Consider the following 22,352-nt stretch of genomic DNA (forward strand, 5'->3'; position numbering starts at 1 on the left):
GGTTTGCCTCCGGCTTCCTTCAGATTCGGCCTCGCGACCGACACCCTTGCCTTCAGCTAACAGTTCCTACTGCCAAGCCTGTAGCGGACTTGCACCGCCTAGTTACCGCCCATGCCGGGCGCACTTATAGAAGTAAAGCCGGGCCGTGTAATAACACAGCGCCGGCTTACTTTGCTTGCTTTGATTTTCGGGGCTCCCTTTCGAGGAAACTTCCGACATTTTCACGTTGCCCTTTTCCAGGCTAAGATTTTGCCGTCAAGTATTGCCGCCACGCCTCGATGACCGAGTCTCCGTTCAGCGCAAGCCGATTCGGCGTCAGGAAGGCTTCCGGTATGCGGTCATGCAGCTTGCGGAGCAGATCCCCCTCCTTCAGACGCATCTCCAGCCGTATCGGCCCTTCGATGCACAGCGGGCGAATATGCTTAACCGCTTGCACGCAAGCCATCGCGCCTGCCCGCAGCAGCTCCGCCGTTCTACTAGGCGGGTAACAGGCGGCCCCTTCGCCGGAGAGCGACAGCTTGGTCACGGCCGTGACTACGTTCGGCACGAGCCGTTCGGCTTCGGCAGCTCCCTCGGAATCCGCTGTGACCATGACCAGAGGCACGCCGGACTCGCCGGCCATCAGCGCCTCCAGCCCAATCTCCCCGACCTCCAGCCCGTTCACATCCATATGCGTGATATCGTGCTCGTAGCTATGGGCGAGCAGCGCATCCGGCATTCCCGCCTTGGCGTGCAGGCCGAGAAGAATCAGGCCGTCGAAGCTCTCGTCGACGAAGCTCCCGTTGTCGGGCGTATAATGCGGCTTGCCGCAGATGGCCGTCACATTCGGTCCCAATGCCTCCAGATCGATATTCGTGCCGAAAAAATGAATATCGTAGAGTACAACCTCGTCCTCCGGCCGCTGGAGCAGGCCGCCAAGCAAGGCGTGCAGATCATGCATCATCATCCGCTGTCCGAACGAATATTCCGACGCGCCGGGGATGACCTGATTCATGCGAACAACTCCGGTCACTCCCTCCATGTCGACCCGTACCATCCATTTCATATCGGCTCCCCTCCCGGCTCCGCGATTATCGTTGTATCCGTCGCTTGGCTCCAGGCGTCGTCAAGCTTCTCGAGGAAGCGTTCCACACTATCCCGCTCCGTTCGATCGGTATACGGCCGCATCTCCAGCGTCACCGTAGGAAGCTGCGTCCGATCCTCCGAGCAATGCCCCGCATCTTGCCCTGTATCTGCCCCCGGCCCGTCCTTCAAGTAGCCGACTTCGAGCAGCCCGCGCAGGAACCGGCTCGCCTCCGGAACGTCGTTCTCTCCCTGCGGATCGCCCCATGGCGGATGATTGTCGCCATACAGCGGATGCGCCGGATCGCGCATGATGCAACTGCCAAGATGCACATGCCCGATATAGGGCGCCGCCGCCCGCAGCGCTTCGCCGAAGGTCTCCCCCTGGAGCGGCACATGCCCCATGTCGATCAGCAGTCCGATGTTGGCCAGGCCTAATCTGCGCACCCGCTCCACGACGTCGGCCGCCTCGTGTGTCGGACCGATCAGCAGATTTTTGCCGATGGACGAATCGAACGGCTCGATCATCAGTGTCAGCTCTGGATGCCGACCGCACAGCTCCGCCACATAACGGACGAACAGCTCGGTCTGACGATCCCGTTGCGACGCCGGCGCGTTCGGACCGCTCGCGATAACGGCCTTCCGGGCGCCAAGCGTCTTCGCCCGTTGCAGATGACTCTGCATCTCTGCAAGCGCCGCCTCCCGCTCCGCCTCGACCGGACTATGCGGATTGCGCCCGAGCGCATTCATCAGCGGACAATTGTAGATCGGCTCCTTGCCGCTAGTCTCTACGAGCCGCCGCTGACGCTCCAGCGCCGCTCCATCCTCCCAGCTCATCATATCGACAAGCTCGAACTCGGTGTATCCCAGCACCTCCGGCAGCGTCGCTCGATGCGCCTCCGCATTCGCGAGCGACGCAGGGAAGAGCAGGTGATGATTAATGCCCAGTCGAAACGAATGGCGCCAAGCCTGGCTCATCGTATCGCCTCCCCGGCCGCCGCCGCGAATACGGACACCTCGGCGCGGTAATTGCCTATTGCCTCCGTCGTGGTCAGATAACGGTCGTACAGGCGCAACTGCGCGATCCGGAGCTGCCAGGGCGTGCCTAAACGAAGCTGTGCCGAACTGCGAAGCTCACTCATGGATGCGGGCAGTCGTCCCCATCCGAACTGCCGCGCCGTCCCCCCGTCGAGAAGCTGCCCGTCGACGATAAACACAATAACTCGTGGACCGGCATCCACGTTGACGACGAGATGATGCATCCCGGGCGCGTCGAGCGCCCCCGGATCGCTGCTCCAGCTCGTCTCGCAGCGTCCGTCGTTCATGCGAAGACGAACCGTGCGATCCGCCTCCCATGTCAGGACGACTCCGCTCCCGCCCGGATCGCGCGTATCCGCGATCGGCGTCGTCAACAACTCGGGCTCGGCGGACGCATCGGGAACGTCCAGCCATAGATCGAGCGCGAAGCCCTCGCCGCGACCGAGCGGCAGCCGCTGCGGCCAGTCATGTCCGCTGACGTCCCCCTCCGTCGTCCGTACCGACAGCTTGGCCCCCCGTTCCGCTACCTCGCACCGCTCGTGTTGGCTCCATACCGCTTCAAGCAGCCCGTTATCCACTTGATGCACGCGCGCGATCGTTTTCTGTGTTTCCGTGATGAAGTACCGTCCGTCGTCCTCGATAAAGTCCGGATAACTGATCCGTGTATCGAGATCGTCGTCGTACAGCACGATCTCCGGCTGCGACCAGACGATGTGGCCGTCCCGCTCCACGCCGCCGCAAATCCAGGCCGGGTTGCGATTCTTGTATGCCTCGACCGGATTGTCGAGCCAACTCCGCCCATGATTGTGGAACCACATGAGATAATGACCGTTGCTGAATCGGCGGACGAAGTTCGCCGCCCGCGGATGCTTGATCGCTCTCCCTCCCGGCGTATACCGGGCATAGTCCTGCTCCGTCCACGTATGGCCGCCATCACGACTGTACGCCGCCCCGTTATGGCCTTCGATCGTGCGAAACGTGCAATACAGCGAGCCGTCGCCCATGCCCACGCAGTTATGCTCGTCGGCGATCGGTCCGAGCGGGGCCCGGATGCCGCGATCCCCGTCCGGCAACGTCTCCCACTTGATCCGCTCCGGGTCGGACTCGTGCAGAAGGTTGTTGCTCTTGAGGAAGACACCCTCCGAGCTTGTCATGAACCCGACGCCGAAGCCGCCGACCTTCGCCAGACCGATGTAGACGTCGTTCTCGTGTATGCAAGGCTTGCCGACACCCCAGAAAAACTGGACGCTGCCCCGATACGGATTGCGGCGGTCGATCTCCATCCCGCGAATCGGAACGACGTACCGGCGATCCGACCAGCTCCGGCCGTGATCGTCGGAATATTTGAAAGCCATCTGTCCAAGCGTATCCACCCGCCGGATCTGTTGCCCTCCGTCATCGAGCACCGTCCGCTGATTGTCGCCGTTGTACGTGTAGAAGGCATAGATTCTCCCGCTCGGCACGACAAGCGGCATGACCCAGGAGGATTCGGGGCCGTCCGCCGGCTCGATATCGGTCAGCGGCGTCCAGGATTTGCCCTGGTCGCGGCTTATGGTGGACACCGCATGCTGCCCCGGCTCCCCCTCCACGCCCTTTCCCGTCGTCAGCACGCACAGCCAACTGCCGTCCTTCGTTACGACCACGTATGGCTGATCGCAATAAAATTCCTTCGGAATCTCCGATCCGAGCGGCAGCCAGCGCTTATCCGTCTCTCTCTCCGATACCGATGCTTCCATCTTCACCCATCCTTACCCGCTAATGTTGTTGTTACCTATCGGGCACCGTCGCCGTATCCAACTGGACAACGATGTCTGTACCGCCGGCTTCCAGCACCAGGGACACCGTCTTCGTCTCGCCGCCCGCCTCGACCGTCACCTCGTAATCGCCGAGGAAGCCTCTCGTCGTATAATCGCCGCAGGCGTCGGTCTCGCCATTCTCAGAGGTCCACCATTGATCGAAGACCAGATCCATAAAGGCCTCTCCGGACGGCTTGAGGCTCCAGTCTCTGCGGAAGATCGGGGCATTGTTGGCATAGTGCATGCCGTCCCAGAAGCCCCATATCAAGATACCGTCGACCTGCGGATGACTGAACATAATTGTCATATAATCGTGCAGATACTGCGCCTGCACCTCTTCATCCGTGATGTTGACATCGAATTCCGTACCCTTGATATGCGGCACGACGTCTGCGAATTGCTCGAGCACCTCATACAGCTCTTCCGGCGGGAGCAGATTTTCCTTGTAATGCCCTTGCAAGCCGATACCGTCGATGGGCGCTCCCTCGTCTGCCAGATCCTCCAGCAGTTGAACGAGGGTGCTGCGCTTCTCGTCCCAATAGTGGTAGTTCACCGGCTCTTCCCCGATGTCGTACTCGTTCACGTACATCAGCGCGTCCGGATCGGCGGCGCGCGCCGCCTTCACCCATTCGGCCATCTCCGGCATGCCCAGAATATCGGTCAGCGCATGGTGATCGAGCGGTTCGTTGATGACGTCCCATTCGTCCACGCGACCCGCGAACGTCCCCGCCATTGCGGTTACGTAATCGCGCACGGTCTGGCGCAGCGTCTCCGGCGCCGTCTTCGCCGCTTCGAAGGAAGGGGGCGACCAATTCCATTCTTGCCAGATCAGATTGTGGCCGCGCAATGCGAACCCTTCGCCCTCCAGCCAATCTAACGCGTCGTCCACCTGCTCCGCCTTGCCCGGCAGATTGTAGCGATGCCCCTTCATGTTGTTCTCGATGACGGCGCTGTTGAATAACTGCTCGACATAATATTGATAGTTCGCGAGATCGGCAGCCGATGAGGGATTGCTCAGAAAATCGTCGTTCACCGACGTGCCGAAAGAGAACGCGTGCCGCTTCATCTCCACGTCAACCGACGCGTTCGGATACGGATCGCCGTTCGCGTCCAGTACCGTCACCTGCAGGTCGCCCTTCCGGTATTGCTCGATGCGTGCGGCGGCGTCCGCCCGCCAGTCCGCATCCGGCTCCGCCCCTTCGTACGGCGGCACCGACTTGTCTGCGAACACATCGTACTGGACGAATTGCTCCGGCTTGTATTGCTGATGGTAGTTGACGACCTGCACACCGCCGATCTGGATCGTCTGCGGCTCGAAGCCCAGACGGAAGATGACGTTCGCCTCGCCGGGAGCATAGTCGCCCAGGGATCGCGCGGAGAACTGGATCAATTGCCAATCCGGCTTGACACGCACGCCCTCCATTAACGACTTGGTGTACGGCGTGCCGTTCTTCTCCAGCAGCGCCTGCGTCTGCGCGCCGTCGCCGGACAAGCTTCTGACGTAGAAACGATAGACAATCGTATCCCCCGCCCCGATCGAACCCGAATTAACCGCCTGGAGCTGCAGATCGAACGTCGTCGGCGGTTCGGTGTACGTCTGCGCCTGCAGCGCAGTCGAGAACGGCATGCCGTAGACCGCCTCCAGCGCGCTGTCGCCATCCTCCGAAGCGTCGCCCATCAGGACAAACGGGCTCATATCGTCCGGAGCGACCACGTCCGCCCCGCCGGTCGGGAGGGCATCCGTCGGCTCATAGACCGGCAGCGGCTCCGGCTCCGGCAGCAGGCCGTCGTAGATCGTCAGGTCGTCGATATAGGCTGTACTATCGGCTGCCGTAGCGTCGAACCAGAACGTAAGCTGCGTCAGGAACGACTTCGCCTCGTTGCGGAACGACATGCCGTCCAGCGCCAGTTGATGATCGATGTACAGATCGTATGTCTTGTTCGCCGGATCGATCTGCAGTTGAATGGCATACCAGGCTCCCTTGACGAGCGACAGATCATCCAGCGGATTCGTCGTCAGCATGCTGCCGATCGGCACCTTGACGCTGCCGGGATACGCATAGCTGAGCTCGTAACCCAGCGCGTAAGGGAAAGCCGCCGTATTATCGGCGTCGAACCACAGCTCCCGCGCGGAGCCTGCGTCGAGCATATAATCGTACGCAACCGTGAACGGCAGCGAGCGGCTCGGCATATCCTTGCGGAATTCCGTGAAGTTCGACGAAGCGCCGTTCTTCACCAGCTTAAGCGCCTTCTCTCCGGGAAAGCCGATCTTGTCCGCGATCTCCGCGTAGCCGTCGGCTGCCGCCGGCAGACTCCAGCCGCTCGGCGCGGCGCCGAGCGTTCCGGCTTCGAAGTCCTCCTCCACGACAGCCGTCGGCAGCGGATCGGCCGACGCGAATCGCGGCGCGCCGCCCATAAGCGGCGGCAACAACAGGAGTACGGCCGACAAGCCCGTCAGCCAGCTGCGAATCGATCTCCTCAACGTTCATTCCTCCATTCATTCTCGCTTCCTTTACCGTTCTGACCGCTTACTTCTTCTGATAACGATAGGTCGGAGCCGATTTGTCCTCCTGCAGCTCATTCGCCTCGTCGATGACCTTCGTGCCGCCGGCAGCCTTCCATTTCTCCACCGTCTCCTCGAAGATCGCCATCGGATCGGCGTTTTTATCGACAATCATCTTGGTGTATCCTTCCTTCAAGATCGTGTCCAGCTGCGACCAGACCTCATTGCGATACGGAAATACGATGTTGGTGCGCAAATAATCGAAAGCGATGTTTTTCTCATAATTGTCGATTTTGCCCAGCATGTAGTTGGCGCTGTCGACCGAGACGAACTTCGTGAATTTCTCCGTATCGGAGAACAGCCATTCCGGCTGCAGCAGCTCCAGACCGGTTGTCGTATTGTAGTTGTTGTCCTTCTTGTCTTCGGCAAACGGAATCTTGACGCCGTTCTCTACGCTGTAGGTCTTGCCCTCTACCCCGTATTGAATATAATCGAAGCCATCCGTCACCTGATATTCCAGGTAACGCAGCGCCGCTTCCGGATTCTGAGACTTGGCGGAGATCTGGTTCGTGCGCGAGACAGGCAGCGCCGGAAGGGCCAGCTTCCAGACCTGATCTCCGTTCGTGATCGGGTCCAGGATGACGGCCTTCATCGTCGTGCTCTCGACCATCTGGCGGAAGTCCCCGAGCGTACCGACCAGAACGCCGGCAGTGCCGGCCTTGAACTTATCCAGTCCGAGCGTATTGCCGATCAACAGATCCGGGTCGATCAGCCCTTCCTGGCGCAGCGTGTTCAGATAAGCCAGCATCTCCGCCATCTCCGGCTGCACCTGTCCGAACACAAGCTTGTTCGGATCGCTAGACTCCGGATACCAGCCCGGATTGCCGCCGAACAACGTGACGAACGGATAGATCGTGCTCAGGTTGTTGTCGCGGAACGCGAGCGGGATCGTATCCTTGGCGCCGTTGCCGTCCGGGTCCTTGTCGCGGAACGCGACGAGCACGTCATACAGCTCGTCGAGCGTCTTCGGCTCGCTGAGGCCGAGCTTGTCGAGCCAGTCCTTGCGGATGAAGATGCCCGAGCCGCCCCGGTCGCGAAGCCAGGGCACGCCGTAGATCTTCCCGTCCGTCGGACTGCGCATCAGATCCCAGATCTCCTCGCTGAAGCTCTCCTTCAGCTTCGGAAACTTCTCCAGATAATCGTCCAGCGGGAGGAAGACACCTTGCGAGATCAGCGCATTGTGCTCCGAGTCTCCCGGGCTCATCGTCGCCACAATGTCAGGAATATCGCCGCCTGCCAGCTTCACGTTGAGCACCGTCTTGTAGTCTCCGCTCGGCGGCGTCTCATACTGGAGATTGATATTCAATTCGTCCTCGATGATCTTCTCCAGCCCGGAATCCGGAAAGTATACGTGGCTGGAGTAGAGCGGTTTGATCACTGATATGGTCGGACGTTCGGACGACGTCGCTGTCGCACCTGCGTTGGATGCGGTAGACGACGAGCCTTCGTCTCCGGAACCGCTGCAGCCCGTCACTAGCGCGGCCGCCATCACGATGCCGGTTGTTGCCCCCATGCCTTTTTTGATTCGGTTAATCATGCCAATCAAATCCTCCTTTGGTGAGTGGTTGATACGAGCCTAATGATAGCGGTATCACGAATAAGAGAATACAAGGCTCCTTTAACTTTTCCCCTTGTTATCGCAAGTTTGGATCGCACAGCGTGAGCGCTCAGCCCTTTACCGCTCCCATGACGATCCCTTTCACAAAATGCTTTTGAAGGAACGGATAGACGATCACGATCGGCACGGTCGCGAACACGATCGAAGCCGCCTGAACATTCGCCGGTTCAATGAGAATGTCCGACGTATTGGCGCCGACCAGCGAGTTCAGGTTGTTGTCGAAGACGATCGTCTTCAGCAGCACCTGCAGCGGCCACAGCCGATTGTCGGTAATGTAGAAGAGTCCTTTAAAAAATTCGTTCCAGTGGGCAACGCCGTAGAAGAGACCGATCGTCGCAATCGCGGGCAGCGAGATCGGGATAACAATACGGAAGATAAGCGCCAGATCGCTGCAGCCGTCGATCTTCGCCGCCTCCTCGATCTCCTCCGGAAGGTCCATGAAGAAATTGCGCATCAGAATCAAATTAAACGCATTGACAACGCCCGGCAGAATCATCGCCCACACGCTGTTCAGCAGTCCAAGACTCTTCACGTTCAAGTAACCCGGAATGAGGCCCGCATTGAAGTTCATGACGACGATGACGAGAATCATGAAGAAGGACAGACCCGGCAGCGTTCGCTTGGATAACGCATATGCGCCGGTAATGGTGAACAGCAGGTTGAGCATCGTCCCGACGACCGTGATGAATACGGTAATGCCGAAGGCGCGAACCAAGGTCGGGGTGGCAAAGACGTATTGGTAGGCATCCCACGACAGCTGCCGCGGATACAGCATCAGATTGGAGCGATAGACGGCTTGCGGCTCGCTGAGGCTGACGGACAGCACGTGAAGCACGGGGACGATCGTAATGACACAGGCGATCGCCAGCAGCAAGTAGATCCCATAATCATAAGCATTTGTTTTCTGCAAGGCTTGCTTCTCTCCTCTCTGGCCAATGTCGGCCGATTACCATATCGAACGCTGGCCAAGCCTGCGCAGCAAGCTGTTGGCGCTCACCACAAGCAGGAAGCCGATCACGCCCTTGAACAGACCGACCGCTGTCGCCAGGCTGAATTGTCCCATCTCGAGTCCCATCCGGTACACGTACGTATCGATAATGTCGCCGACAGCGTACACCGACGGATTCATCATCACGTAAATTTGCTCGAAGCCGGCGTCCAGAATATTGCTCAGGTTGATAATGAGCATGAGCGAGATCATCGGCATAATGCCCGGAAGCGTCACGTAACGCAATTGATGGTAACGGTTCGCCCCGTCCACCTTCGCGGAGTCGTACAGCTCCGGATTGAGGCCCGAGAGAGCCGCCAGATAGATGATGGCGCTCCAGCCGAAGTCCTTCATAATGGAGGTGGCCACGATAATCGGCCGGAACAGGCCCGTATCCGTCAGAAAGTTCATCGGCTCCATGCCGAGCGAATCGAAGGTCGAGTTGATGACGCCGGTCGGTGTCAGGAAGTTGACGACGATGCCGCCGTAGATGACCCATGACAGAAAATGCGGGAAATAGGTGACCGTCTGAACGAAGCGCTTGAAGAACGACTTGCGCACCTCGTTAAGCAGCAGCGCGAACAGGATCGGAACCGGGAAGCCGAAGATCAGCTTGTACAAGTGAATGAGCAGCGTATTGCGAAGCAGCCGGTAAAAATCGGGGCTCTCGACGAAGAGCCGTCGAAAGTGCTTCAGACCGACCCACTTGCTGTCCGCAATGCCAACGAACGGGGAAAAGTCCTTGAATGCGATGCTGAGGCCGTAATACGGCAAAATACTGAACATAAAGAAGTACGCGAGAGTCGGCAGCAGCAATACGTATAGCCACCGATGGCGTCTGATGCGGCTCGACAGCGTTCCCTCGCCGCGAATGGAGACAGTCTCTCGGCCGGTCAGGCCGGCGCTCGTTCCGGACATGCGTTCCACTCCTTTCTCATTCGGCCGCGGGCTGCAGCCACTCATCGGGAATGACCTTGCCGAGCAAGTAATATTTGCGATCCGGATACCAGAGCACGGTGCGCCCCTCTGCCTGCGTCAAGCTTGGATAGGTGGCGATCTCGCTCGTCTTCTTCGGTCCCGCGATCACGTCGTCATTGTCGGCACACAGATGCGGCTCCGAGAACCGGATCGGCTGCTCGTCCTCCGACCGGTAGACGCCAAGGCTCACATAAGCGGGTCGCCGGTTGCGCAGCGCATGATGCGGCTCGAAGCCGTTGACATGCCCGTCGTTATTGTGGAAGACGAGCAGATACGCGCCGTTCTCCAGCTCGAACAACGGACAAGAGGCGATCGGCTGCATGATCGGATCGCCCCCGTCCCGATAGCGCAGCGGACGCGGCGCGGTCCACGTCTCCCCGTCGTCGCCAGAGAGCGCATACCAGATAAACCCGGTGAACGTGCGCATGACGGCAAACAGCCTTCCGTCGGGCAGCAGCGCGACGGAAGGCTCCTGCGCCACCGAGATGTCCGCTCTCCCGGGATACGGCACCTCGAGTCCCAGCCCTGTACCGGGCAGCCAGGCGACGCTCAGCCGGGACGAATCCGGGTGTTCGTCGATATTGTCGAATCGCAGGAACATCGCGCGCGAATCGCGGCTGTACCAGCCCTTGGGCGGAGGAGGGGACGATGCGGGGCTGCTCCACTGCGTCACGCCGACGATGCGGCGTCCCCGCGAATCCCGAATCGGCTTCTGCCAGACGATCCAGTTGCGCGGCACTCGCTCGTCCGGGTGATCGTAGCGGTTGCGCGGGATCGGAATCGACGCGTCGGCCCGGAAGGTGACGCCGTGATCGTCCGAGTAGAGCACGCCCATCTCGCCGTTCGTTTGCGAATCCAGATCCGGAATGCCGATGTCCTTCGTATAGAAAATATAGATTCTTCCCTTGTCGGTCACGATCGGGAAGCCCCAGCTCGCCTGTCCCCCGATCTGCCCCGGATGACTGCCGGCAAGCGTCCTCGGCTGCTCCCAGCCAACCTGGTCGCGGCTGCGGGATAAGACGAGATGATTATCCCCGTAACCTTCGACGGAGCTCTGGGTCCACAAGGCCAGCCAATCTCCGTTCGCAGCCCGGAACACCAGGAAGTGCTCGTTGTCTCCGACATATCGATCCTCCTCGGGGACAAATACGACGATATCCGGCTTGCTTCGCTCCCACTCCCTGACCCGAATGCCGCCGGGGCCCATCTGTTCGTTCTCCATTGCCAACGCTCCTCGCTCTGCTGATCTTGTCGTTTCTCATCCAGTATAAGAACGGGCGAGCGCGCAAATAAACAGGACTGCGTTAAGGTTTGCGGGGGGTATCGCAAGAAGGAGCGGCTTCATCGCCCTCCAGTACCGGATGCACGATTGTCACTCGGCACCCTCCTTCGGTCCGGCGCTGCAGCGCGATGCCGTATTCAGGTCCGTACCTCAGCTTCAGGCGGCGGTCCACATTGTACAGGCCGACGCCCGAATCCCGGCCCTGCTCCGCTTTCTCCATTTCTTTGAAGTGAGCGGCCAGGTCGAGCTCGGTGCCAGGCCCGTTGTCCTCGACAACACACAGGAGACGATTCGCTTCGCGATAAACACTGATCAATATTTTCCCATCCCCGTCCTCCTGCTGCTTCATCGCGTATTTCACGGCATTCTCGGCGATCGGCTGAATCGTCAGCTTCATATAGCGGAGGCGCAGCAGCGAAGGCTGCACCTGGAACAGCACCGTAAACGACTCGCTCGTACGCTGCTGCTCGATGCTCAGATAATTTTGAACGTGGGCGAGTTCTCTCTCGAGCGTGGTCAATTCTCCCGAGGCATGGATGCTGTACCGGAGCAACTCGGATAGTGAGGTCACCATCTGGACGATCGTCCGCTCGTTCGCCTGCTCGGCTCTCGATTTGATCGCATTCATCGTATTGTACAGAAAGTGGGGGTTGATCTGATGAATAAGCGTGTTTAGCTCAAGCGTGCGCTTCTCTTCTTCAATGCCTCGGATTCGCTCGATGTTCTCTCTCATGCCGCGGATCATCGCGTTGAAGCCGATCACCAGGTACCCGATCTCATCGCTGCGGCCCGTGTGTCCGGTAAAGTCGTTCAGCTCCCCGAGCAGCATACGCCGCATATGAAGCGCCAGCGCCCGGAGCGGACGGCTGACGCTGCGCGTAATGAGCAGCATCAGAACGCCCATGACGACAAGACCGACCGTAACGGACAGCATGGTAAACAGCTTGATCCGCTCGACCGGTCCCATCAGCTCGTTCTCGGGCAACGCCTCGACAAGCGTCCAGTTCTCGTTCTCGAGCGCCCGCGATGCCGCGTAATACACTGTCTCGTTGTCCGCTTTATAATTGCGCATCTCCCCGGACACTTTCGTATACGAGAACGGCAACTCCTCCGGCATGTTTCTCGCCGAAGACATAATCGTCGCACCTTGCTCGTCCTGGACGTACAAGCCGACGACGTTCTGCCTGCTCGGGGCCACAAGACGATTCTCCATCGCGTAGCTGGGCAGGCGGATGACGATGACGCCGATCGTCCGCAGAATAGGGAAGTCTCTGAGCGGCCGCACATACCACAGCTCGTAGGACCGCTTGCTGACCTCCCCCGGCACGGCGAGCCAGAAGCCCGTCCCTTCCTGCGCGAGCGCCTGCTTGAACCAAGCCTCGCGTCCCGTCGCTCCCTGAGAGAGATAGAGGGACCTGTCCGGCTCGGCGGGATATACGCGGATCGTGTAGTCGCTGTGCAGATTATCGATCTCCCGGTTAAGGCGCTGCAGCAGATCGTAGTCGCTTCGACGGTCGCCGGGTATCGCCTTGAGGATCCGCCTGGTCTCCTCGGAGCCGATCAGCTTGTCCGACTCATGGCGGATCTCCGCCATCATCTCGTTCATCCGGTTCGCGTTATGCGCGACGTTGTCCTGCAGGAAGCTCTCGGTGACATTCTGGAGCTGGCGGTAGGATTGGTGATAGGAGACATAACCGATGACGCTCGTCGGGACGATCACGGCGAGCAGCAGCATGAGGCTCAATCGAGCGTATAGCTTGAGTCCTTTCATACGAGCCCCCTTCGCTATCTGCCGAATCGATATTCCTTCGGCGACACGCCAACCCTTTTCTTGAACAGCTTGCCGAAGTGCTGCAGGTCCTGATACCCAACCTTCTCGGCGATTTCGTATATTTTAAGCGGACTTTCTTTTAAGAGAAGCTTCGCCTTGTTCAACCGCCAATCGATCAGGTACTCCGAGAACGTTCGTCCTGTCTCCTTCTTGAACAATTGGCTGAGCCAGACCGGATGCAGGAGGAGCCGTTCCGCGACCGCATGCAGCGAGATGTCGGCTGCATCCATCTCGTCGATCGCGCGCTTGGCTTGCTCGATCCATGCATTGCCTGCGCGCTCCGATTCGGGCGGCGACAACCGCCGAGCGAGCTCCTCGCTGAAGGGAAGCAAATAGTCCACGATGTCGCTTTTCAGACTTGAAACGCTTTCAAACCGATCGAGCCGTTCCCACAGAGACAGCGGGATATGATTAAACATGAGACCAGTGCGCTCCTGGATCGAGGTTTGCAACTGAACGAGCCAATCGAGACAAGCCTGTCCGAGCGGCCGGCGGGAAGCGGCCCCCTGCTCCCGAATCAACTGCTCGACCTTGTCGTGCACGCACGCCGCGAGCCGCTTCGGATCGGCGTCCAGTACGGCGGCCGCGCACTGTTCGTCGATATCCTCGCTCGCCGTCTCTTCCTGCTCCAGGTCTTCATAGTGCTGTTCTGGCTCGTCCTCCAGCGTTGCGCGATGAAGAGCGGCCAAGGCTTGATGATACGCATCCGATAACGATTGGAACGAGAACACCGCGGCGGATATGCCGAAGCGCAGCCCCAGACGATGATAGCTTTGAACGTTCTCCCGAAGCTCCCGCACCAGATCGTCGTAATCGCGCAGCGCCGTCAGGACAACCCATCGATGCTGCCAATTGCTGAACAAGCAAGAGAACGGCCGGCGCTCGACCGTCTCCTCCGAGATATTGCCGATCGAGAACAGCCTTAGCTGCGCCTCCTTATCGTGTTCGGGCAGCTCGCTGTCCGTATCGAACGCGATGACCCGGTACTTCGAGGTCGTCAGCCATTCCAGATCCCACAGCTGCAGAAAATGATAGATGTGCTCCTGCAGCATCGTCTTCTCGGTACAGTAGCCGAGGAGATGCTCGTTGCGCATGACTTTATGGCCGACGCGTGCCCGTTCCTCATTGATTCGGTGTCGATGACGCAGGTTGTGCTCCTCCGTCAGATGCTGCGCCACCGTCGCCAGCTTGGCGACCAGATCGTTCATCTCGAAGGGCTTGAGCATATAATCGATCGCGCCGAGCAGCAGGCTGCGGCGCGCATATTCGAATTCGTTGTAGCTGCTGACTACGATGACTTTGGGATCGTATTTCGAAGTACCCTTGACGGCCTCCAGCAAGTCGAGGCCGGAGCGTCGCGGCAGAACGATATCGGTAACGATAATTTGGGGAAGCTTGGCGCGCATAATGGATTCCGCGTCTTCTGCGCTGCCGACCGCGTATATTCGGCCGAACGGCAAGCCGGAGCGTTCGATCGCGTTTTTCATTCCTTGCAGGACGCCGAATTCGTCCTCGACGATCAGAATGTCGACGACAAGCTCGTTCGCCATTCGCGTTCCCTCCCCGTGCTTCTTTAAAATAGTTTTATTGTATATGAAGGAAGGACAAGGAGAAAAGACGAAGGGTTTAAATTAAAGCGGGGTTTATTTAGTGAATGACCGCTCGAGTCTTCATGCGGAACAACTTCAATAGCCCGAAGGAGATTCGCCTTCAGGCTCTCACAGAACCGTACGTGAACCTCTCGATTCATACGGCTTTTATTGTGAATTGGATTGACCTGTCCGTCAGGTCGCGTGCGTCGAACAGCTCTTATCTTGCTCATATCGCCCCCCTAAACCCATGACAATTCGGAATATGCATCGTACAGAGACTCGTTGAAGCCCCAGCCTGTTCCGGCAGAACGCTCGAGAATGTTGTGAATGCGTTCTTCATACTGCTTGAATAGCTCTTCCGAATCGCTGTCATTAATCTCGCGTACGATGTCGCTAAAGACCGATTCAACACTGTTATAGAATCGCTCATCTATATCACCGTAAGCCCTGGTGAACTCGATGCCATTCTCGACATAGACGAATTTCAGCTCGAGCGCGCGTTTCGAATCCCCGGTCAGTTTGTTGAAATCATGAATTGCCTTCTTCGCTTCTTTTAACTTCAGCTTGCCATAGCCTCTCTCAGGGAAAAACTGATCCACGACTTTCTTGCGATACTCAGGGAATAACGCTTCCGCCGCTTCTTGGCCCAGCAGCTTGACGCTGACGAAGCGTTCAACATCCTTGTGAATTCCGAAGCACTCCACAACAAGTTCGGCAAGCTGCTCTTGATTCATTTGCTTCAGATGTCTCTTCAGTGTTACTTTGTTCAGCTTCATATGCCGTTCCTCGCAATCGCAACTGAATCTATCCATACTTCAGAGAGGACGCCCTCTTCAGACTCGCCTCCCACTCACCCTTCTACCAGAACGATCTTCACATCGATCGACTCCAGCCAATCCAGAATACGCACCAGGTTCCGTTCCTCAACGAATCGATAGTACCGCTCCAATTCCCGGCTATCGGCGGACAATGCATCCTTGAATCGTCGGAACACTCCGCGCCCTCCGCTCAAAGCACGGAACAATGCAGACTGCAATCGCCGATCCGCAACCGTGTCTGCGAACTCTTCCATGTCGTTGTAACCCTCGCTCGACTCGCGCTTCGGAACTCGGAAGTAGACTTCGCCGAAGCCTTCTTCAATGATCTCGCTTAACTCCTCTTCCTCCTCATCCCTGTGATCCATTCGCAAGCTCACCACTTCACCTGTCTCGATGTTAAGAAAATCATCCAGTTCATCGAAATGCATATCGTAAGAAGCGACTATCATTCCTAGCTGCTCCCCGGTCAATCTCATTTCCTTCATCCATACATCTCCTCTATAACAAAAAACCGAAGAGTCGCAAATGACGTAATTGCGGTCTCATTCGGTTTATTTACTTATCAGAATCATTAGGTTTTAGGCTGTCCACTCTTGGAGCGTTGGATATGACGGGTCATCTCATCGTGTGCACTGAGCCGCTGTTCCGAAGGAATCGGCGTAGCCAGCACTCCATCCGAGAAAGACTGAAGCTTCGATCGGCGAGCAGATGCAGATATCGGCTTAACGAGAACCGGCTTCAGCTTGGGCATGACCATCAGCTCCTTTGGTTCCAGTATAACTCAATAAGTCTCCTGGATTCAACCGGAGGAATGGCTAGAAGATTTCTTCTTAGGCTCACGACTTCCATACCATAGTGGTCGATGTAATAATCCTTTAATTTAGACTTTGCTTGAAGCAGGACATATCCGTCCCCGTTGGACTCCAGGCTGCTCAAGCAGGCATGAGCGAATAACAATTCTCCGGCATTCATGAACGCTTTATCGGCCGTCTTGTTGGAAGGAGCTTTCTCGACAAATCCAAGCTCTACGAATCCTGCTCTTACTGCAAGAGCAATAAGTCCTTGTGTCTGGTCGTCACCCATAATATGGAGCCTATAGGCAGTAAAATCCTGATCATTACGAAGATAATCGCTCCAATCGATCCCCCGAGACCAGCCCTCCCGTTTCCGTAACTGCGTAATGTCATTTTTGTTTAGCAAACTAAAGGCAGCTTCAAAAGATTCGCCGTTGCGATGAATCAGCTTCCAGCTCACCGCTCTCCCTCCTCCCTGGAGGATCGGTTCTCAACTGCCGGAAATCCGCGATCAAATCCGAGACAAGCGATTCCTGATGGATCCGATAGCCCGTCCGCAGCATGGACCGCGCCAGCCCCGTATCCCAGGGAACGAACATTTTCTCCAAGCGGCTTCTCTCGACCTCATCGAAGGGGGGACCGACAGGAGCTTGCGCGGCTATCGCTTCATAAGAGGCAGCATCGAATCTCCATGGCGTAAACGAGTCGGGGAACAAGCGGTACAAGGTATGGCCCATGACAAGCCCCTTCACGTCGAAGTCTCCGGAGTAGAGAAGGCGACATTCCTCGTCCGAACCTTCCATGCAGCGCTGTATCCAACGAATGGCCGCCGCGCTGGCAGGTCCGCTTGTGCACAATAATGCCGTCTGACGGTCCCGATCGGTCGAATCGTCAGGCATGGAATCCAGAATGGACGAGAATACGGCGGGATTCTCGACGACAAAAATAGTCGAACAGCGAGGAAGGGCCGGCTCCGCCTCCGTCTGCCTCAAGGTCCAGACTACAGGAAGAGCGGGCTTGCCTGTCTCCGGAAGATAGAAATGAATGAGAGAAGACAAATCATCGTCCAGGATGCCAAAGCTGCGGTACAGCTCCCGAAGCCTCAGTGTGTCGGACCCTGTGTCCAGCCCCTCGAATGCCTCTTGATTCAAGTCCTCCGGTTCGTCTGTTTCCAGTTCTTCTGCTCCTTGTTCATCTGTCCCCGCTTCCCCCGGCGCCGTCCCGCGCTCGCTTCGCATGAACGCAATAAGCATTCGACCGGCGACCGTCCCCGCATCCAGAGCATGGGCGTCTCCCGCCGTTCGGGCTGCCAGCACTGGCATTCGGATAGGCAAGCGGGCCGATAACCAATCCGGCGATTCGGAGCGCTCGGCGAGCAAGAACTGCAGCGTTCGAACCACGATCAATAGTTCTCTTCGAGCTGCCTCCTTGTCGGACTTGTAGCACTCGCGGAGCGGTCGAATGCCCGCTCCCGCCCCACGCTCCAGCTCATCGAGCCATCGCAGCACCGCCGAATTCCATTCTCCAAGATCAGCTTCGCGAACCTGCGAGAAGAAGCTCTGCCACCCCTCCGCTTGCTCCTCGCGCCGCCCCTTGTTCGTTACGAGCGGCGCCCCATGCAGCAATTCGTATAAGCCAAGCAGATCAAGCTCGAAGACAGAGTCCCACAGCTCCGAGTCGAATTGCGCGAGCGGGATGCGGATCGTCTCACCAGCCTCGTAATTCCAGCCGAAGAAGGCGTTGATCGCTTCACATTCATCGGTCGTCGCCTTCTTGACAAGCGCCTCTCCGCCTACCCGGTCGAGCGAACGGATTTTGCGCCAGGTTGCCTCAAGCGCCCGGCGAAATCCGTCGCGTTCGAAGTAACGTACGGCTCTTGTTTGATTCTGTTCGCCCAATCTCACTGTCGCTCACCTTGAGAATCCACGTATTCCTTCACCCGGCCATTCCAGCGATAGCGGAACAAGGTCACGAAGTCGACGTCCTTCGGCCGGTGAATCTCGTAGATGGCAAGCTTCGGGACCGTATCGTAGCACCCCCACAGCACCTGGGACGTCATCATGTAGTCGAAGCCCATATCCGTAAGCAACTGGAACATGTCGCGCATATTGTCATCGTCCACACCGGCGAACGCCTCATCCAGCGAGATCAGCCGCGGAGCGTCCGCACGCGCGTCGGAATACCGGGACCAGGTGGCGGCGAACAGCGGAATGTACATCGCCATCGCTTTCTCGCCGCCGCTGAGCACGTTGAAGCGGGAGTCCGTCAACGGCCGGTACCCGGTCTGCTCTCCCTTGCTGTACTTCAGCTCGAACTGGAACCAGTTCCGGTAGTCCAGCGCCTCGTACAGGTGCTTGCGCAGCGATTCCTTCTCGTTCTGCGCCGTGGACTTGGCATAGCCGATCTGATAACGGAAGTGCTGAATCATCGCGTCGATCTCGTCCTCGCGGAGCCGGTGCGAGTCGCGCTTCAGCAGCTCGACCAGCGCCCCGGTATCCATCTGCTGTTCGTTCTGGGATGCCTTCGGCTCCCAGTCAAGCTTGAGACGGAGACCGCTCGATGTGTTGCGATCCTCCATCAGCCGGTTCATCCGCTTCACCCAGCTCTCGGCGCGGTGGATTCGCTGCCGGATCGCCTTGCCGACGCTGCGAAGGATGATCTCCTCGTACAGCTCCCGATCCTTCTCGCTCAGAAGCAGCCGTTGCTGCTCCTCATCGTTCTTCAGCTCGTCCAGAAGCAGACGCAGCATCTTCGGGTTCATGCGATCGCTCATCGACTGTATGGTGATCCGTCCCGTACTCTCGTCGATCTCCGATTCCAGCGCATAATCCGTCAGAACGCCGCGCACTTCGTTAAAGAGCTGGAGCAGCGTGTTTTTTAACGTGTCCGCATACTTCCCCGTGAAGGCAGAATCGTATCTCGTCTTGATGTCGGCAGCAAGCCGTATCGACAAGCCCCGCTCCCCTTCCGGCGAATAGGCCTCTCTCCAATCCAGGACCAGTTGCCTTCCCATCTCCCGATGCCAAGCGGACTCGAAAGCCGCCAGACCCCGCTCAAGCGCCGCCTCTTGCTCCCGATAGAGCTGGACGCTGGCATCGGCCCGCGCCGCCGCTTCCTTCGCATCCTCCAGCCTGGAGAGTGCCTCGCGCAGCTCAGCTCCCAATCGGCCGCGTTCGCCCTTCAGTTCCTCCAGCCGCCTCGAGATGTCGGACAAGCCAAGCTCCTCCATCAGCTTGCGCAGCGAGGCCACTTGCGCGACAAGTCCGCGAAGCCGGTCCTCCAACTCGTCCAATAGCGCCTCGTCGTCTTCGATCGTCTCGGCTGCTGCCTGCTGCTCCGACTGAAGCTCCTGAATCCGGGCGGCCGCCTCCATGCTCCGGCTCCATGCGGAGAATAGATCGCCAATCGCGCTGTCGTAATCCTTGGCGCCCGACACGGCTTCCTCCAGATCCTTCAGCCGCTTCAGCCGCGTCCAGGAGGAGGTCAGCTCGCTCAACTGCCGCTGCGCCTCGCGCCATTCCTCCTTCTTCTGCCGGTACCGCCCGGCAACCCGCTCCTCCTGAGCGACCGCGGCCTGAAGCCGATAGGTAGCTTCGAGAAGCGATTCCAGCTCCCGCTCCAGGTCGCCGCTTGCCGGGAACGACCGGCTCTCGGCCAGCAGCCATTCCTCCTGCTGTCGGTTCGCGGCAATTCGAGCTTCTAACTCGCCAATCTGTTCAGCCAGAAGATCCAGCTCCTGCTGGAGCCTGGCAATCTCCAATTGCTTCGTTCTCCGCCGCGTCTCCTTGCCGATAAATTCGGCGCGCTCCTTCGACGCCGCCGAACCAGCCAGCGGCCCGATTCGGAATGCCCCCGAGCCGGAGATCGCCGAACCCGTCACGTTCAGCTCATTTATGGCGCCGCCGTCCTCCACCCACAGGACGGACCTCAGCGCCGCTTCGATCCGATTCGCCGTCAGCCCGCTCTCCGGAGATGGCGACGGAACCAGAACATCCGCCAGCGTATAACCGAATTCATAGGGCTGCGGGACAATCCAAACATCTTCCTGACCGTCAGCCGACACACCGACCCGGCCATCCGCAGAGATCCACGCATCAAGCAGGCCGGAGCGCTCCAACGCTTCTTCGATTCTCGAAGCCTGCGCATCCGACAGCCCTTCCGCGAAGTCGCACGCCTCGAACAGCGGCGCTCCGCCGCCAGCCGCTTGCATCGCCCGGCGACGAGTACGGGCTTCGCTGCGCGGAGGCTCCGGCTCGCGGCTCGCCTTCCAGGTCTCTTGCTCTTCGCGAACCCGCTCCCGCTCCCGTTCGAGCTCCTTCTTCCCATGTTGGTCCTGCAAGCGATTCTCCGTCAACGATTCGCGCCTTGAAGCGAGCGCTTCAAGCATCGGCGCCCGAAGCGCTTCCGTTGATCGGGCGTTCGGCCCGAACGCGGTAATCGCCTCGAACGAGCGGCGGATGCGTTCGTCGTCGAACGGAAGCTCGCGAAGCGAGCCCTTCCAGGATACGATGGACTCTCGCAACGAATCCTTGCCCGCTTCGAGCCGCTTCAACGCTTCCGCTCGTTCGCGCTCCCGTCCGTCCCGCTCCTGCCGCACGTCTCCGAGCTCGACTTCCAACTCGGCGGCCATTCGAGCCGCATCCTGCTCCTCCTTGGCCTTGGACAAGGCGGCGTCGAGCCGTTCCCGATGCTGGCGAATATCCCTTCTCCACGGATCGCGCCAATGATCGCCGTCCGGCTCCGTCCGATCCCAATACCGGTGATAGACCGAATGATCGGAGAATTCCATATCCGACGCGATCGCTTCAAGCTCCTCCAGCGTCGAGTGCTGCTCCTGGATATGGCGATCTCGCTTCTCCTGTTGGTTGTCCAGCTCTCTGGTCAGCGCGGCCTCCCTTGCATGCTGCTTGTTTAATCGCTCCTTGGCAAGCCCCAGATGCTTGCGATTCTCCTCTTGCGCGGACAAGGCAGCCTCGAGCTCGCGCTGCTTGCCGATCGCCTCGTGGTTCTCCAGCACGTCCAGCTCGACGGCGATCTCCTGCAGCCGCCCGTCGATCACTCCCTTATCAGTCGAAGCGAGCTGCTTGGCCTGCTCGGCTTGCCTGAACGCCTCCTCGTGCCTCGCGGTCTGTCCCCGATGCGCTTCATACTCCGCATTGCGCTCCAGCAGCTCAATCGAGTGATCGTACAGCGTGCGCTTGTTGTACCGATCGTAGACCTCGTGGAGCCGATCCGTCTCCTTGTGATGAAGACGCAGCTCATCCAGTCGATCCGCGATCTGGTCCATGTCCTCCAGCACTTCGGACAGCGGACGAAGATCGTCTTCCTGCAAGGGAGGCAGCGCATGATGAAGAATCTCGTATATCGCCGTAGGCTTGAAGTCCTTGGACAGCTTCGGGCTGCGAATCTGGATCAGCAGATGCAACAGATCCAGATAAGCGTCCGCATCGGCGAAGCCGAACAGTTGCTTGTTGACCATGTCCCGATAGGAGGCTTGATCGAATACGACCTCGCCTCCCTCTGCGATCTTCTCCACCAGTTCCGTTCGGCTTAACGGAACCCGGGAATGATGCTCGAGCCAATAATTCCGGTCGTACAGCCAGAAGTCCTCGCCGATCCGCCTGCCGTCATCAAGGCGGAAACCCCAGAATTGGACGGAAGCGGCGCCGCGACGGGCGCGAAGACCGATGCCGATCGTCTTCGTAAGCCCGCGCGACGGCCATTCGAATTCCATCCACAGATAGCCTGTCACATCCGACTTGCCGCTGTCCGCTTCTCCAAGCAAATAATATTCAATTCTCCGGTCGCGCGAGCCGAACGGGTCGAGCCGGTGCGAGCGCTTGTCGCCGTCCAGCACGAGCGGCAGGAAGCTCTGCATCGTCACCGACTTGCCCGAGCCGTTCGCTCCCCGCAGAATAAGCCGTCCTTGCTCCGCTTCGAAGATCTCTTCATCGTAATACCAGAAGTTGAGCAGGCCGACGCGCTTCATGCA

General features: G+C 58.7%; 15 protein-coding genes. All 15 read right to left on the minus strand.

The genetic code is table 11. From position 1 onward, the window contains the following. Nucleotides 1–241: 241 nt before the first annotated feature. The 15 genes from E6C55_RS28340 to E6C55_RS28410 all read right to left on the minus strand — a co-directional run bounded on the left by E6C55_RS28340 (nucleotide 242) and on the right by E6C55_RS28410 (nucleotide 22,349). A complete protein-coding gene (locus tag E6C55_RS28340; protein ID WP_136373206.1) occupies nucleotides 242–1,045 on the minus strand; it encodes a M55 family metallopeptidase in 804 nt (267 codons plus the stop codon). After that, nucleotides 1,042–2,040 (minus strand): sugar phosphate isomerase/epimerase family protein, encoded by a 999-nt coding sequence (locus E6C55_RS28345; RefSeq protein WP_136373207.1) that lies wholly within the window; start codon nucleotides 2,038–2,040, stop codon nucleotides 1,042–1,044. Before E6C55_RS28345 ends, E6C55_RS28340 begins: the two co-directional genes overlap by 4 nt. After that, nucleotides 2,037–3,836 carry an exo-alpha-sialidase gene (locus E6C55_RS28350; protein ID WP_136373208.1) on the minus strand — a complete coding sequence of 600 codons (1,800 nt, stop codon included), beginning with the start codon at nucleotides 3,834–3,836 and terminating at the stop codon, nucleotides 2,037–2,039. The genes E6C55_RS28345 and E6C55_RS28350 overlap by 4 nt, the downstream gene beginning before the upstream one ends. A gap of 31 nt (nucleotides 3,837–3,867) precedes the next feature. Next, nucleotides 3,868–6,378, minus strand: a complete 2,511-nt coding sequence (locus E6C55_RS28355; RefSeq protein ID WP_136373209.1) for an endo-1,4-beta-xylanase — start codon at nucleotides 6,376–6,378, stop codon at nucleotides 3,868–3,870. 46 nt (nucleotides 6,379–6,424) lie between these two features. Continuing rightward, nucleotides 6,425–7,996: an extracellular solute-binding protein gene (locus E6C55_RS28360; protein WP_136373210.1), complete on the minus strand. Its 1,572-nt coding sequence runs from the start codon at nucleotides 7,994–7,996 to the stop codon at nucleotides 6,425–6,427. A 130-nt stretch (nucleotides 7,997–8,126) separates the two neighbouring features. Further along, entirely contained in the window at nucleotides 8,127–8,987 is an 861-nt protein-coding gene (locus tag E6C55_RS28365; protein ID WP_136373211.1) for a carbohydrate ABC transporter permease, read from the minus strand. Nucleotides 8,988–9,023: 36 nt separating this feature from the next. Then, nucleotides 9,024–9,983: an ABC transporter permease gene (locus E6C55_RS28370; protein ID WP_136373212.1), complete on the minus strand. Its 960-nt coding sequence runs from the start codon at nucleotides 9,981–9,983 to the stop codon at nucleotides 9,024–9,026. A gap of 16 nt (nucleotides 9,984–9,999) precedes the next feature. Then, the gene (locus tag E6C55_RS28375) at nucleotides 10,000–11,265 is read right to left on the minus strand and encodes a sialidase family protein (RefSeq protein WP_136373213.1); all 1,266 of its coding nucleotides are present in this window, start codon (nucleotides 11,263–11,265) and stop codon (nucleotides 10,000–10,002) included. Between the two features lie 82 nt (nucleotides 11,266–11,347). Beyond that, a complete protein-coding gene (locus tag E6C55_RS28380; protein WP_136373214.1) occupies nucleotides 11,348–13,096 on the minus strand; it encodes a cache domain-containing sensor histidine kinase in 1,749 nt (582 codons plus the stop codon). Nucleotides 13,097–13,110: 14 nt separating this feature from the next. Beyond that, complete coding sequence (locus E6C55_RS28385; RefSeq protein WP_136373215.1) at nucleotides 13,111–14,706, minus strand: response regulator; 1,596 nt, start codon at nucleotides 14,704–14,706, stop codon at nucleotides 13,111–13,113. 281 nt (nucleotides 14,707–14,987) lie between these two features. Next, nucleotides 14,988–15,524, minus strand: coding sequence for a DUF6155 family protein (locus E6C55_RS28390; protein ID WP_136373216.1), 537 nt, complete (start codon nucleotides 15,522–15,524; stop codon nucleotides 14,988–14,990). Between the two features lie 74 nt (nucleotides 15,525–15,598). Beyond that, nucleotides 15,599–16,051 carry a UPF0158 family protein gene (locus tag E6C55_RS28395; RefSeq protein ID WP_136373217.1) on the minus strand — a complete coding sequence of 151 codons (453 nt, stop codon included), beginning with the start codon at nucleotides 16,049–16,051 and terminating at the stop codon, nucleotides 15,599–15,601. A gap of 271 nt (nucleotides 16,052–16,322) precedes the next feature. After that, nucleotides 16,323–16,820, minus strand: coding sequence for a hypothetical protein (locus E6C55_RS28400; protein ID WP_136373218.1), 498 nt, complete (start codon nucleotides 16,818–16,820; stop codon nucleotides 16,323–16,325). Continuing rightward, nucleotides 16,780–18,264 (minus strand): TIGR02679 domain-containing protein, encoded by a 1,485-nt coding sequence (locus E6C55_RS28405; protein ID WP_136373219.1) that lies wholly within the window; start codon nucleotides 18,262–18,264, stop codon nucleotides 16,780–16,782. The genes E6C55_RS28400 and E6C55_RS28405 overlap by 41 nt, the downstream gene beginning before the upstream one ends. Then, nucleotides 18,261–22,349 (minus strand): TIGR02680 family protein, encoded by a 4,089-nt coding sequence (locus tag E6C55_RS28410; RefSeq protein ID WP_230986901.1) that lies wholly within the window; start codon nucleotides 22,347–22,349, stop codon nucleotides 18,261–18,263. Before E6C55_RS28410 ends, E6C55_RS28405 begins: the two co-directional genes overlap by 4 nt. Nucleotides 22,350–22,352: the final 3 nt, after the last annotated feature.

Origin of the sequence: Cohnella fermenti (assembly GCF_004801405.1) — a bacterium.
Lineage (GTDB): Bacteria > Bacillota > Bacilli > Paenibacillales > Paenibacillaceae > Cohnella > Cohnella fermenti.